General features: G+C 60.0%; 17 protein-coding genes. 4 read left to right on the top strand and 13 right to left on the bottom strand.

All coding sequences use genetic code 11. From position 1 onward, the window contains the following. Positions 1–81 precede the first annotated feature (81 nt). The 13 genes from fliP to flgF all read right to left on the bottom strand — a co-directional run bounded on the left by fliP (position 82) and on the right by flgF (position 9037). The gene (fliP, locus tag AB4Z25_RS08705) at positions 82–819 is read right to left on the bottom strand and encodes a flagellar type III secretion system pore protein FliP (protein ID WP_112387603.1); all 738 of its coding nucleotides are present in this window, start codon (positions 817–819) and stop codon (positions 82–84) included. Beyond that, positions 816–1337: a flagellar basal body-associated FliL family protein gene (locus tag AB4Z25_RS08700; RefSeq protein ID WP_112538623.1), complete on the bottom strand. Its 522-nt coding sequence runs from the start codon at positions 1335–1337 to the stop codon at positions 816–818. Before AB4Z25_RS08700 ends, fliP begins: the two co-directional genes overlap by 4 nt. Positions 1338–1347: 10 nt before the next feature. Beyond that, positions 1348–2064, bottom strand: coding sequence for a flagellar basal body L-ring protein FlgH (gene flgH, locus AB4Z25_RS08695; RefSeq protein WP_112387601.1), 717 nt, complete (start codon positions 2062–2064; stop codon positions 1348–1350). Next, positions 2061–2603 (bottom strand): MotE family protein, encoded by a 543-nt coding sequence (locus AB4Z25_RS08690; RefSeq protein ID WP_112513961.1) that lies wholly within the window; start codon positions 2601–2603, stop codon positions 2061–2063. Before AB4Z25_RS08690 ends, flgH begins: the two co-directional genes overlap by 4 nt. Then, on the bottom strand, positions 2600–3721 hold the full coding sequence (locus AB4Z25_RS08685; RefSeq protein ID WP_112538622.1) for a flagellar basal body P-ring protein FlgI: 1122 nt from the start codon (positions 3719–3721) through the stop codon (positions 2600–2602). Before AB4Z25_RS08685 ends, AB4Z25_RS08690 begins: the two co-directional genes overlap by 4 nt. Beyond that, positions 3718–4200: a flagellar basal body P-ring formation chaperone FlgA gene (flgA, locus tag AB4Z25_RS08680; protein ID WP_112387598.1), complete on the bottom strand. Its 483-nt coding sequence runs from the start codon at positions 4198–4200 to the stop codon at positions 3718–3720. Before flgA ends, AB4Z25_RS08685 begins: the two co-directional genes overlap by 4 nt. Before the next feature lie 18 nt (positions 4201–4218). Further along, the gene (gene flgG, locus AB4Z25_RS08675) at positions 4219–5007 is read right to left on the bottom strand and encodes a flagellar basal-body rod protein FlgG (RefSeq protein ID WP_112387597.1); all 789 of its coding nucleotides are present in this window, start codon (positions 5005–5007) and stop codon (positions 4219–4221) included. Positions 5008–5025: 18 nt separating this feature from the next. Next, the gene (locus tag AB4Z25_RS08670; RefSeq protein WP_112387596.1) at positions 5026–5358 is read right to left on the bottom strand and encodes a flagellar hook-basal body complex protein FliE; all 333 of its coding nucleotides are present in this window, start codon (positions 5356–5358) and stop codon (positions 5026–5028) included. Continuing rightward, on the bottom strand, positions 5358–5774 hold the full coding sequence (flgC, locus tag AB4Z25_RS08665) for a flagellar basal body rod protein FlgC (protein ID WP_112387595.1): 417 nt from the start codon (positions 5772–5774) through the stop codon (positions 5358–5360). Before flgC ends, AB4Z25_RS08670 begins: the two co-directional genes overlap by 1 nt. Before the next feature lie 4 nt (positions 5775–5778). Then, entirely contained in the window at positions 5779–6171 is a 393-nt protein-coding gene (gene flgB / locus AB4Z25_RS08660; protein ID WP_112387594.1) for a flagellar basal body rod protein FlgB, read from the bottom strand. Positions 6172–6337: 166 nt separating this feature from the next. Continuing rightward, entirely contained in the window at positions 6338–6820 is a 483-nt protein-coding gene (locus tag AB4Z25_RS08655; protein ID WP_442207998.1) for a flagellar protein, read from the bottom strand. Positions 6821–6888: 68 nt separating this feature from the next. Beyond that, positions 6889–8286 carry a flagellar protein export ATPase FliI gene (gene fliI, locus AB4Z25_RS08650; RefSeq protein WP_112538621.1) on the bottom strand — a complete coding sequence of 466 codons (1398 nt, stop codon included), beginning with the start codon at positions 8284–8286 and terminating at the stop codon, positions 6889–6891. Between the two features lie 16 nt (positions 8287–8302). Then, entirely contained in the window at positions 8303–9037 is a 735-nt protein-coding gene (gene flgF / locus AB4Z25_RS08645; RefSeq protein WP_112387592.1) for a flagellar basal-body rod protein FlgF, read from the bottom strand. Between the two features lie 247 nt (positions 9038–9284). Here flgF and motA point away from each other — a divergent pair, with 247 nt between their 5' ends. The 4 genes from motA to fliG all read left to right on the top strand — a co-directional run bounded on the left by motA (position 9285) and on the right by fliG (position 12807). Next, complete coding sequence (motA, locus tag AB4Z25_RS08640) at positions 9285–10157, top strand: flagellar motor stator protein MotA (RefSeq protein ID WP_112387591.1); 873 nt, start codon at positions 9285–9287, stop codon at positions 10155–10157. 6 nt (positions 10158–10163) lie between these two features. Next, a complete protein-coding gene (locus AB4Z25_RS08635; RefSeq protein ID WP_112387590.1) occupies positions 10164–11105 on the top strand; it encodes a FliM/FliN family flagellar motor switch protein in 942 nt (313 codons plus the stop codon). A gap of 64 nt (positions 11106–11169) precedes the next feature. Next, positions 11170–11736 carry a flagellar motor switch protein FliN gene (gene fliN, locus AB4Z25_RS08630; protein WP_112538620.1) on the top strand — a complete coding sequence of 189 codons (567 nt, stop codon included), beginning with the start codon at positions 11170–11172 and terminating at the stop codon, positions 11734–11736. Positions 11737–11766: 30 nt separating this feature from the next. Beyond that, complete coding sequence (fliG, locus tag AB4Z25_RS08625; protein ID WP_112387588.1) at positions 11767–12807, top strand: flagellar motor switch protein FliG; 1041 nt, start codon at positions 11767–11769, stop codon at positions 12805–12807. Positions 12808–12844: the final 37 nt, after the last annotated feature.

The following is a 12844-nucleotide window of genomic DNA, read 5'->3' as shown; positions in this document are numbered from 1 at the left end:
GAGACCGGAGACATGCAAAACCCGCCGGAGTTGCTCCCGGCGGGTTTTCTTTATGCGGGCGAATGAAAGATCGTGAGCGTATCAGCTGAAGGAGCGGACCAGGCTGCCAACCAGAAGATTCCAGCCGTCGATCAGCACGAAGAACAGGATCTTGAAGGGCAGCGAGATCGACGTCGGCGGCAGCATCATCATACCCATGGCCATAGTGATGGTGGCGACAATCAGGTCGATGACCAGGAACGGCAGGACGACCAGGAAGCCGATTTCGAAACCGCGGCGGATTTCGGAAATCATGAAGGCCGGGAGCAGGACGCGGTAGTCGATGAGCGCGCCTGTCTGAACGTTCTGCCCACGCTCGCGGGCCAGATCGACGAAGAGCGCCAGATCCTTGTCGCGGGTATTGGCTGCCATGAAGGTGCGAAAAGGCTCGGCAATGCGCTGGACCGCTTCCTGCTCCTGGATCTGGTTGGCGAGAAGCGGCTGAACGCCGTCCTGCCATGCCTTATCGAAGGTCGGCGCCATGACGTAGAAGGTCATGAACAGCGACAGCGACAGCAGGATCATGTTGGATGGCGTGGACGAGAGGCCGAGACCGGTGCGCAGGATCGAGAAGGCAATGATGAAGCGAGGAAAACTCGTCACCATGATCAGGATGCCCGGCGCGACCGAAAGAACGGTCAGAAGGCCGAATGTGCGGATGATCCAGGCAGCGACCGAACCATCGACAGGAAGATTTAACAGATTTGTCGGCAGCTGCTGAGCCACCGCCAATTCTGGTACCGCCATCATGGCGGCCAAGAAAATTATGAATCGAATCATTCGATGACAAAGGTCCTGAACATGACCTTGGATACGCGCCCCTGAGAGCGCAGGTCAACACGTTCCTGGATGTCATCCCGTAGATATTGAAAGCCGCGCGGACCTTCGATCTGCTGCAGCGAAACCGTTCTGATGTAAGCCATTATATCCTGATGGATATCTTCGGCGACCTTCACGTCGGGCGGCCCGTTGAAGAGCAGTGCGACCTCTAGCCTCACCCAGTTTTCGGAGGGGTAAGCGAGGTTGGAAGTGATCGGCTCGAGCTGAACGACGTTGTTCGCCTCTGTCGAGACATGCGGGAGGCCGGCTTCGCCTTCCTTCTTCTCGCCGCCGGCGGGCTTCGGTTCGGCAGCTGCCTCATTCGCCTGCTCGGCGCTCTTGACGTTTGGGGCGATCATCGTGCCCACCGCCCAGCCGCCGCCGGCGCCGAGAAGTGTCAGGATGGCGATGCCGACGATCGTCATCATCGCTGCCGATTTCTTCTTCGGTTTGGCTTCGCCTGCTTCTTCGTCTGCCATGGTTCCGGCCTTAAAGCGGTGAGAAGAGATCGACGGCCTGCTGGCCGCGCGGCGGCTGCTGCATTTCCATCAGGCGGCCACGGCCACCGTAGGAGATGCGGGCTTCGGCGATCTTCTCATACGAGATCTGGTTGTCGGAATTGACATCCTGCGGCCGCACGATACCGGCGACGTTGAGGATGCGGATTTCCTGGTTGACGCGAACTTCCTGTGAACCGCTGATAACAAGGTTGCCGTTCTCGAGAATACCGGTGACGACGGCGGCGACCATGAGCTTCAGCGTCTCGGACCGGTCGATCTTGCCCTTGCCGTCGGTGCTCGTGTCGGAGCCGTAGGTCAGGTCCGTCTTCGAAGCCGGATTCCAGCCGAGAATATTGGCATTGACGTCCCAGTTCATGCCGCTGGAATTGGTGCGGCTGCGGCTGGTGTCGTTCTCGAACTTCGCCTTGTCGTTGATCTGGATATTGACCGTCAGGATGTCGCCGACATTCAATGCGCGTGCGTCCTTGAACAGAGCCGCTTGGCTATCGCTCCAGAGCGAGTAGCCCTGCGCGACCTGGCGCGGCTGCTTCGGATAAAGCGCCATCTGCGGCGTCTGGCCGTAGGCCAGGCCGCTGCCGATCGGGCTCATGGCGGGCGCCCGGCCGATCTCCCTCACGGACTGCGGCGACTGGCAGCCGGCGAGAAGGGCGACGGCGGCAATGGCAGCCGGGAAACGCTTGTTCATGAGGGATCCTTCGACGTATTGGGATCGGATGCACTGGCGATGATGTTGGCGATGACGGCGGCCTTCTCAGGGTCCATCTCGTTGAGGATCAGGCTCGACTGACGCGGGCCAAGCCGCATGATCACGGCGGCCGCAATCTCGGTCTTGGCCTTCTCGAGCTGCAGTGCAGCAGCATCCGGCTTCATGTTCTTGTAGATGTCCGTCAGGCCGGCTTCGGCCTGCTTGAGGAAGACATCACGGCGCTTCAGCCAGTCCTGGTATTCGGCCTTGCGCTTATCCATTTCGGCGACGCGCGTATCGATGTCGGCGCGCAGCTTCTCGAGCTCCTGCTTTTGCAGGAGATAACGCTGGTCGCGGGCTGGATCGGCGATGTTGGTGCAGAACTGCTTGATTTCGTCCTCGGAGGTGATGTCGCCCTCCGGCTTCTGCGCTTCCTGTGCGAAGGCGCCAGGAATGGAAAGCAGCAGCACGGCTGCCGCCGGCAGCGCCGAGCGCCGCAACAATTCGGCAACCGTCATGTCCTTGTTCAGCCTGATCATTGCAGCACAAGCTCCGCCTGCAGCGCACCTGCAGATTTGATGCCTTGGAGGATGGCGATGATGCCGTCCGGTTTCACGCCAATATTATTGAGACCGGCAACGAGCGTGCGCAGATCGGGACCATCAAGCATTGCCACCCGGCCGCCGGATTTCTGCGCGGCGATGTCGGTCTGCGGCTGTATGGCCGTCTGACCCTTGGAGAAGGGTTCGGGCTGGATGACCTGCGGCGTCTCGGTGACCTGGACCGTCAGCGTACCGTAGCTGACAGCAACCGGTGACACCCGGACGTCAGCGCCGATGACGATGGTGCCCGTTCGCTCGTTGACCACCACCTTGGCGGGCGTATCGGTCTCGACGACGAGGTTTTCGATATCGGCCATCAGGCGCGTCAGGTCGGCTTCACGCGGCTTCTGTACGATGACTTCCTGGGCGTCCTTGGCTTCGGCAACGGGGCCGCCGAAGCGCGACGACGCATAGCCGTTGACGACATCGGAGATACGCACGGCGGTCGAGAAGTCCGGGTTACGAAGCTGCAGGACGAGATTGACGGAATCCTTGAAGCGCGATGGCAGTTCGCGTTCGATGATCGCACCGCCGGGAACGCGGCCGGCAGTGGTCACGCCTTCGGTAACGGTTGCCGCAGCACCCTGCGCCTGAAAGCCTGACACCACGACGGAACCCTGGGCAACGGCATAGATTTGGCCATCGGCGCCCGACAGCGAGGTCATGACCAGTGTGCCGCCGCGCAGCGACGAGGCATCGCCCAGCGAGCTGACATTGACGTCGATGCGGCTGCCGGGGCTGGCGAACGGCGGAAGATTGGCGGTGACCATCACCGCTGCGGTGTTCTTGGCGTTGGATTCGCCGCCCTGCGTCGAGATGCCGAGATTCTGCAGCATGGCGCGCATCGACTGTTCGGTGAACGGCGAGGCGCGGAAGCCGTCGCCCGTTCCCTGCAGGCCGACGATCAAGCCGTAGCCGATCAGCTGGTTATCGCGGCCAGCCTGCAGCGAAGCGATATCCTTGATGCGCGACGACATCGCGACGGCAGGCGTCACGGTGGTCATGCACATGGAGAGAGCCGCGAGCGCGGCGAGCATGCGAGAGACGATCTTCATTTTGCCGCCACGTGGATGGTGCCGTCAGCCAGCACGGTGCCGCTGATGATGACGCCCGAATCCATGTTGCGGGCGCGGATGACCTGGCCGGTCGAGCCATCTTCGAGCGGCGAACCGGCCGCGGAAATGGTCATCGGGCCAAGATTGAATACAAGCCGGATCTGCGAGCCGCGCGTCACCGTATAGGCTTCGCGCAGCGCCGAGACATTGATGGTCCGGCCGGGAAGAAGCGTGCGCTTCGAGATCATTCCCCGGACCTCATCGATCGACTTTGCGTAGTCGCCCGAGAGGTTGGGGTTGGTGACTTCGACTTCCTGAAGCTGGCCGGCGCTGATCGTTTCTCCGGGATAGATCGTCGCGGTCGGGACGACCGCGTAACCCATGCCTGCGCTTGCCGGCGATGTCACAAGGACACCGCCATATGCGATCGCAGCCAGTGCCGTCAGAGCGACGGTATTTCTCGCCCGGCGAAACATCATGTTCGGCCCTTTCCTTGATTACTTCAGGTTCTTGCTGACGATGGAGGCCATTTCGTCGGCAGTGGTGATGACCTTCGAGTTCATTTCATAGGCGCGCTGCGCGGAGATCAGCTCGGTGATTTCCTTCACCGGGTCGACGTTCGACGATTCCAGGTAACCCTGCTTCATGTAGCCGTAGCCCTCTTCGTCGGGGGTGCCGACGACAGCTTCGCCGGAGGCCGGCGTCTGCTGGAAGAGGTTGTCGCCCATTGGCGTCAGGCCGGCCTCGTTGACGAAATCGGCAATCGTCAACTGGCCAAGAGTGGTCGGATCGGTCTGGCCGGCGAGCACCGCCGACACTTCGCCGGAGCGGCTGATCGTCAGCTGCGTCGAACCGGTGGGAATGGTGATCCCGGGTACGACCGTATAGCCGTCGGTGGTGACCAGCTGGCCGGTCTCATTCTTGTTGAAGGCGCCGGCGCGGCTATAGAGCGTCGTGCCGTCAGGTGTCTGGACCTGGAAGAACCCGCGGCCGACGAGCGCGACGTCGAGGTCGTTACCGGTCTGGCTGAGTTCGCCCTGGATATGCAGGTTGCGGACAGCGGCGGTCTGAACGCCGAGACCGATATTTGCACCTTCAGGAACGATTGCCTGGTTGGCGCGGTTTGCGACACCCTTTGCGCGTTCGGTCTGGTACAGCAGGTCGGTGAATTCGGCGCGGGCGCGCTTGAAACCTGTCGTGTTGATGTTCGCGATGTTGTTCGCGATGACTTCGAGATTGGTCTGCTGGGCATCCATGCCCGTAGCCGCAATGGCAAGCGCTCTCATCTGTTCGTCCTTATCCGGTTACATCTGCATCTTGGTGACGTCGAGGAAGGCCGATACAACCTTGTCCCGGATGGCGATTGCCGTTTGAAGTGTCTGCTCGGCCTGCAGCATGGAATCGACGACTTCACGGGTCGTTGCCGTGCCCTTGATGCCTGCGAAAGACATGGATTCCGCGCCTTTGACCGAGTCCATGGCCTGGGTCGCCATGTTGCCAAGCATCGAAGAGAAGCTCTGGCCGGCCTTTGCGCTTTCTGCGGCCGAAGTGACCTGCGACGATGAATTTTCGTCCGTGATGCTTCCAAGGCCGCGTGTGCCGGAAAGCGAACCGATGCTCTGTACGTTGCTGATCATTATTGGCTCTTCAGAAGGTCGATGGTGGAGGAGATCAAATCGCGCGTCTGCTTGATGGTCTGCAGATTCGCGTCATAGGACCGGTTCGCTTCGCGCATGTCGGCCATTTCGACCAGCATGTTGACGTTTGGCATCTTCACCACGCCACGCTCATCCGCTGCAGGATTGCTCGGATCGTATTCGGTGGTGAATTCCGTCTCGTCGACACCGAGCTTCTTGACGCCAACTGTTGTGACGCCCCCGGCACGATCAACTTGCTCACCGAAGGTTACCGTCTTGCGGCGGTAAGGATCGGCGCCCGGCGTATCGCCAGTCGAACGCGAGTTGGCGATGTTTTCCGAGACAATGCGCAGACGAGTCGATTGAGCCTCAAGCCCCGACCCAGCAATCTTCATGGCTGCTGATAAAGGATCCACGATTTTACTTCCTTACAGTCATCAACATCATTCTATTGAAAGAGCCGACCAGCGAGGTGTTCAGCTCGTACTGGCGCTTGATTTCGCCTGACTTGGAGAGTTCTTCAGCGAGACCGACAGTGTTTCCGGATTCCTGCACGCCGATCTCCTGATCGAGTGCGGCTTCCTTGACGTCGATGCTGCCGCTGGTGCTGAAATCGTTGCCGCTGAAATGCGCAGGATTGGTGCGCGCCATGGAAACATCAGCGTTTTCGAGGACCGACTGGAAGGGTGAGACGTCCTTCGCACGGTACTTCGGGGTATTCGCGTTCGCGATGTTGCCGGCCACAACCTCCTGACGGACTGTCAGCCATTCCGCCTGCCGCGAGGCCAAGTCGAACAGTTGAATCGGTTGCATGGGAACTCTCCGTTTTTACTAAGAGGACCCTAGGGCGGTAATCTTGCGTCAGACTTACGGAGAACGCGGCTTTAGGCCTGCGTGTCCGTTATGCCTCGGGCATCAACAAAAAAGCCCCAGGTGGGGCCGGGGCTTTTCTTCATGCTCTGAGCTTTGCAGTCTGGAATTAGCGGTAGATGTCGCCCTTGGAGGTGACGATCACCCATTTGCCGTCGCGCTGCTCGATCGTCGCGAGGCGGCTTTCGTCCGGCAAAACCGATCCGACACGCACGACATACATTCCGGTCGTGTCCTCGATCAGCGCCCTGCCGTTTGCCACATGCAGAAGCTTGAATCCGGAGCTCGCCGGGAACGGCTGGTCTTCCGGCACCAGGCCCTTTTCGACTTCCTTGCCGACGCTGGAGACCGTTGCGGTGGTCAGCTGGTCGAGCGGCTCCGGCTTGTTCTGGACTTCGTTCTTGTTGACCATGGCAAGCGGCGAGACGCTGAAAACGTTGCGTGCCGGCCAGTCGGGAAGATCCCGCGTGCGATCGCCCTGGGCAACATTGATGCTGAACTTGTCCTCGTTGAAGAAGACGTACCAGGGGAAAATCGCCGCGGCGCCCGCGAGCGCGAGACCTGTCACGGTCAGCAGGCGGTCGAGCATCATCGACTGCCGCTTCTCATTCGACTTCAGCGGAGCAATGCGCTCGTCGTCGTCTTCAAACCCGGTCACGTTCAACCTCTTCTCGGAGCCCCTGGCTGGTTCGGCATTCCGGCTGCCGCCTTAAGGGCAGTGGCCAGATCGGCGAAGGCGTCTGGCGACGCCGAATCGCCCGGCGACTGTTTCAAAACATCGTAAATAATTGGTACTTGCTTGACCGCCATGTCCAAATCCGGGTCAGCGCCCGGACGGTAACCACCGATCAGACGCAGGTCGCGTGTCTCTTCGAAACGGTGGATCAGCGACTTCAGACGCGAGACCAGCTTCTCCTGGTCCGGCGTCCAGGCCTTGCGGGCGAGACGCGAGATCGAGGCGAGCGGGTCGATCGGCGGATAACGGCCTTCTTCAGCCAGGCTACGCTGCAGGACGAGGTGGCCATCGAGAATGCCGCGGGTCGAGTCGGCGATCGGATCGTTGTGATTGTCGCCATCGACGAGGATCGAGATGATCGCGGTGATCGTGCCGGTTCCTTCAGGTCCCGGGCCGGCGCGCTCCAGAAGCCGGGGCAGTTCGGTGAAAACCGAGGCCGGATAGCCGCGAGCGATCGGCGGCTCACCCGATGCGGTCGCCACTTCGCGGATCGCGTGGGCGAAACGGGTGACGCTGTCGACAATCAGAAGAACGTTCTGGCCCTGGTCGCGAAAATACTCGGCGATCGTTACCGCCGTCAGCGGCGCCATCTTGCGCAGCATCGGGCTCTCGTCGCTGGTTGCCACGACGGCGATCGACTTCTTCATGTTTTCGCCGAGCGTATCCTCGATGAATTCGCGCACTTCGCGGCCGCGTTCGCCGACCAGCGCGATGACAACCTTGTCGAAGGCATCGGCCATGGCGAGCATCGAGAGAAGTGTCGACTTGCCGACGCCGGAGCCGGCGAAGATGCCGAGGCGCTGGCCATGGCAAAGCGGTGAGAAGATATCGACGGCGCGTACGCCGGTCTTGAAGCCCTTGTCGACGCGCTTTCGGGTCATCGACGGCGGCGCGGTGTTGGAGATGGAACGGCGATCGAGCCCTTCGGTGATCGGACCCAGACCATCGATCGGCTCGCAGAGCGAATTGATGGTCCGGCCGCACCAGCTGTCGGAGGGAGCGATGCGGAATGCACCCTTGCGGATGACGGTATCGTGGATGCCAATCGGCTCGCCCGGCTCGATCGGGCAGACATAAGCGAGATCCGGTTCGACGCGGACAACCTCGCCGAGATGAATGCCGGTTGCCGACTTGTGCGCCACGAATTCGCCGAGGCGCACGTGCCTGGAAAGACCGGTAACCGTGTAGTGGCCTGCCGCGATGGTCTGCACATGGCCGCCATGGGCCACGGAAAATTCCGGCTTCGTATAACGGGCGGCGAGAGCGGCGAGATGCTCGAGCTTGGGCGAAAGCGCTTCTTTTGTCAGCGGCACGGTGTTCATGTCTCAGACCTTCCGCTTAGCGGCTGCCACCAAGCGTCTTGATCGCCTCGTTGAACGAGTTTTCGCTATCGGTCGTCAGCGATGCGATGCTTTCGAAGGCGCGGTTGACCTCGATCAACTGGGTGATCTCGCGCATCGCGTTGACGTTGGAATTCTCCAGGTAACCTTGCTCGACGCCGACGTTGAAGCGGTCGGTAACGGCGCGCGGCGTTTCCGTGGTCATGACGCCGCTGTTCTCATAGCGCAGGTAGCCCTTGGAGATATCGGCCTCAAACAGACCGATAGAGCCAACCTGGCGGTTGCCTTGATAGATACCGCCGTCGGCGCCGACCTTCGGCTCGCCGCCGGCCGTGTTGAGGATGATCGGCGCGCCGCCGGCATCGAGAACCGGATAGCCGCGGATCGAAACCAGCTCGCCGGTGTCCTTCATCGTGAAGCGGCCGTCTTTGGTCAGAACCTGACCGGCCGGCGTATCGAGTGAGAACCAGGCGTCGCCCTTGATGGCGAAATCCAGCATGTTGCCGGTGTGCTGCAGCTCGCCGGTATCGCCAGAGAGATAGTCATTACCCTGCGAGACGAAGGCAACCTTGGCATTCAGCTTGTTGTCGGTGTTGCTGAGGATCTGGTTGAACTTCACTTCCGTGCCACGAAAGCCCGTCGTGTTCACGTTTGCCATGTTGTCCGCGATGGTCGTCAAACGCTTTTCGAGTGCCATCTGTGATGACAGAGAAACATAAAGACCGGATTGCATCGGGGTAAGCTCCTGGCATTGGCGATGAACGGTACGAAGATCGGGTTCCCTGGTGTGCGACCCGATTTCCGCTGAGGCGGCATCTCAGAAACGGGCGTAGTTCGCCCATTCGTCATCTCCAATCTGACAGCAGTTCCTTGTGCGAAACTGGCACGCGAAAATCCTGTCAGCGGGGACAACCATCAGCCTCACGCAAGCCAGCAACCCTATCCCATCAGCTGAAAATAACGATCAGGTGTGACTGACGATGAATATCATTATCGGATTTGTGATTACGATCGGCTGCATCATCGGCAGCTTCATGGCCATGGGTGGCCATCTCGAAGCGCTATTTCAGCCGTTCGAGCTTGTTATCATCGGCGGCGCCGGTCTCGGCAGTTTCATCATGGGTAATCCCATGAAAGTCGTGAAGGATTCGGGCAAGGCGCTCGGTGAAGCCTTCAAGCATACGGTTCCGAAGGAACGCAATTATCTCGATACGCTCGGTGTGCTCTACTCGCTGATGCGCGACCTGCGCACCAAGTCGCGCAACGAAATCGAAGCGCATATCGACAACCCGGCCGAATCCTCGATCTTCCAGACCGCCCCGACGGTGCTGAAAAACAAGGAGCTGACGGCGTTCATCTGTGACTACGTCCGCCTGATCATCATCGGCAATGCCCGCTCTCACGAGATCGAGGCGCTGATGGACGAAGAAATCAACACCATCCTGCACGACAAGCTGAAGCCCTATCACGCGATCCAGACTATGGGTGACGCGTTCCCGGCTATCGGTATCGTCGCGGCCGTTCTCGGCGTTATCAAGGCCATGGCGCACATCAACGACTCGCCCGAAGTTCTCGGTCACCTGATCGGTTCGGCGCTTGTCGGTACCTTCCTTGGTATTCTTCTCTCTTACTGCGTCTGCTCGCCGATCTGCTCGCAGATCAAGATCGTTCGCTCCAAGCAGCACCGTCTCTACGTCATCGTGAAGCAGACGCTGCTCGCCTACATGAACGGCTCGGTGCCGCAGGTTGCTCTCGAATACGGCCGCAAGACGATCTCGGCTTACGAGCGTCCGTCGATCGACGCGGTCGAGCAGGAAATGATGAACCCGGGTGGCGAGAACAAGGCGGCCTAAGCGACCATGAACAACGTTGCACTAGAGAAACCGGCAATGAATGCCGCACTGTTGGCCAAGCTTACTGGCCGTCTCGGCGACAAGGCGACCATCGACAAACTCTGTGCCGCCTTTGCGGACGTCTACATCGAATTCATGCCCGACATCTTCAAGAGCGAGACGGGCCTCGAAGTGACGATCGGCTATCTCGGCTGCGATTCCGGTTACAAGAACGACCTGATTGCCGATCTCGGCGCCAACTCGACACTCGTCGATGCAACGCTGCGCAACTGGTCACAAGATATCACGCTTTCCTGCGGCAACGGCTTCATCATCACGCTGATGGAAAGCCTGCTGGGCGCCGCACCCGAAACGATCGAGCAGCCAGCCGACCGTCTGCTTTCGGTGATCGAGCTGGAGCTCGGCGTCATGGTGTTCGACAAGATCGCCAGCGTGCTGCGCTCCGCGGTCAACGCGCCTGGCGGCTTCGAGCCGATGCTGGAACTGCCGCATGCACTGGAAAACCGCGCAAAGCCTTCCGAAGACAAGCCGGACGAATTTGCGGCGGCGATCAACATGTCGATCACGCTTGCCGGGATGACGTCGGAATTTTCGCTGATCGTGCTGCAGTCGGCGCTGCTCAAGACGCAGATTTCGGCGCCGAAGGCGAAGAGCCAGTCGTCGAAGTCCTCGGAATGGGCGGAGCAGATCGGGCACCAGGTCCGCCGCTCGCATGTGACGCTCGAAGCCAAGATCCGCCTTCAGGATCTGACGCTGCGCACGATTTCCAAGCTTGCTGCCGGCGATGTCATTCCGTTCCGAGACGAGCAGGATGTCCGCGTCGAAGTCAGCGCCAACAGCAAGGAATTGTATGTGTGCGAGTTCGGGCGTTCCGGCGAGAATTATACCGTCCGGGTGAAGGATACGATGAGCTCCGACGACGAGCTCATCCGCCACTTAATGAATTAATCGGTTCCCGCCATTTTGGCTGCCACGGCAGCTTGAGGCAAGTTTCAACTGGAATAGTGATTTCATGGCTACGAAGAAAACACAGCAGAACGACGATCTGTCATTGGAGCTTCCGGGCAACGAGGCTGACCTCGATCAGGCGATCGATGATCTTCGCGGGGTCCTGAAGCAGGATTCCGACGGCGGCCTTGCTGATTTCGGCGGCGACGCCGACGCATTTAGCACGGGCACGGATCTTTCGGCATTCGGCGACTTCGGTGGCGAAGACGAAGCAGCTCCGGCATTTGGCGGCGGTGATTTCGGCGGCGACTCGGATTTCGGTGATACCGGTTTCTCGGCATCGAGCGGCGAACCTGCTCCACTTGGCAGCGCGCTGTCTTCGAATTTCGAACTGATCATGGACATTCCGATCGATGTTCAGATCATGCTCGGAAGCAGCCGCATGCAGGTTTCCGGCCTGATGAACCTCAACGAGGGCGCAACGATCGCGCTCGACAAGAGGATCGGCGAGCCGGTTGATATCATGGTGAATGGCCGCAAGATTGCACGTGGCGAGATCACCGTTCTTGAGAATGACGACACGCGTTTCGGCGTTAAACTGATAGAAGTTTTAAGTACCAAAAAAGCCTGATCCCGGTTTTAGGGACGGAGAGGTTAGACCATGATGGACTTTGACGATTTCAGCGGCGCCATTGCCGGGAAACCGTTGACCCAGGCTGAAAAGGCGGCGGCTGTTCTTCTCGCAATGGGAAAGGGCGTCGCTGGCCGGCTGTTAAAATATTTTACGCAGGCTGAGTTACAGACGATCATCTCTTCGGCGCAGGCGCTTCGCGCGATTCCGCCGGATGAACTGCTTGGCCTCGTTGCCGAATTTGAGGACTTGTTCACCGAAGGCGCAGGCCTGATGGACAATGCCAAGGCAATCGAGAGCATTCTTGAAGAAGGCCTCACCCCTGACGAAGTCGACAGCCTGCTCGGACGCCGCACGGCGTTCCAGGCCTATGAGACGTCGATCTGGGACAGGCTCGGCGAAGGCGACCCGGCCTTCATCGGCAAGTTCCTGCTGCGCGAACATCCGCAGACCATCGCCTATATCCTCTCCATGATGCCGTCGTCGTTCGGCGCCAAGGTGCTGATGCAGCTTCCCGACAGCCGCCGCGCCGACATCATGAACCGTACCGTCAATCTCAAAACCGTCAGCCCCAAGGCGGCGCAGATCATCGAAAAGCAGGTCATGACGCTGCTGGCCGAGATCGACGCCGAGAAGAATTCGAGCGGCTCCAACAAGGTCGCCGAGCTGATGAACGAGATGGACAAGCCGCAGGTCGATACGCTGCTCACCTCGCTCGAATCGATCAACCGCGAAGCGGTCAACAAGGTTCGTCCGAAGATCTTCCTCTTCGAGGATCTGCTTTACATGCCGCAGCGCAGCCGCGTCATGCTGCTCAACGACATCTCGGCAGACATTCTGACGATGGCTCTGCGCGGCGCTCCTCCGGAGATCCGCGAATCGGTTCTCGCTTCGATCAGCCCGCGCCAGCGCCGCATGATCGAATCGGACCTGCAGAGCGGCACAGCCGGCATCAATCCGCGCGAAATCGCGATTGCCCGGCGCGCTGTTGCCCAGGAAGCGATTCGTTTGGCCAATTCCGGCCAGATCCAGCTCAAGGAAACCGAGGGCGAGGCTTCGGCGGCTGCCTAAGCCATCGGAGCTGTTGACAAATCTCTGCTCCTGGCGC

This window comes from Rhizobium sp. RAF36 (assembly GCF_052114105.1).
Classification (GTDB): domain Bacteria; phylum Pseudomonadota; class Alphaproteobacteria; order Rhizobiales; family Rhizobiaceae; genus Rhizobium.
The sequence above is the reverse complement of the archived record's forward strand: the minus strand, read 5'-3'. Positions and strand labels throughout refer to the sequence as shown.